Raw genomic sequence first — 454 nt, forward strand, 5'->3', positions numbered from 1 at the left:
GGTCCGCACTCTGCGCGAGGTCCTCGGACCGGACGCCGAACAGCAGCCGGAGAACCGGCAGGCACTGGCAGCTCTCGCCTACGTCGACGGTGTGCGTTGGCGTGCCCCGGGCACCGCCGCCCGCTACGGTGACGGTCGTATGACCCCGGACCTGCTGGACCGGATGGTCACCGACTGGCACACCGCCACCAACCTCACGAACGTCGACCCGGCCACCGGGCCCACACCGGGGCAGTACAGGGCATTCCTCGAAGCCGCCGCCGAACTGCGGGCCGGTGCGACCCCGGCGACGACTCTCGACACCCTGCTGCCGCCCCCACCGCCCGAACTGCCCCCGGACACCCTGGTCTCGCGGTCCGATGCCCTCGGTCTTTCCTATGCGCGCTCCGCCGAGATCGCCTGGTCACTGTCGAACGCACCGCTCCCGTTGCCCGAACTGGGCCTCGGCCCCGAG

1 protein-coding gene is annotated in these 454 nt (G+C 71.8%); it reads left to right on the forward strand.

Features of this window, described 5'->3' with window-relative positions; all coding sequences use genetic code 11:
* Positions 1-454, forward strand: a 454-nt coding sequence (locus AC0AIB_RS31255; protein WP_465098086.1) for a hypothetical protein, incomplete at both ends; no start/stop codon positions are given.

The organism is Micromonospora sp. DSM 43699 (assembly GCF_055517075.1).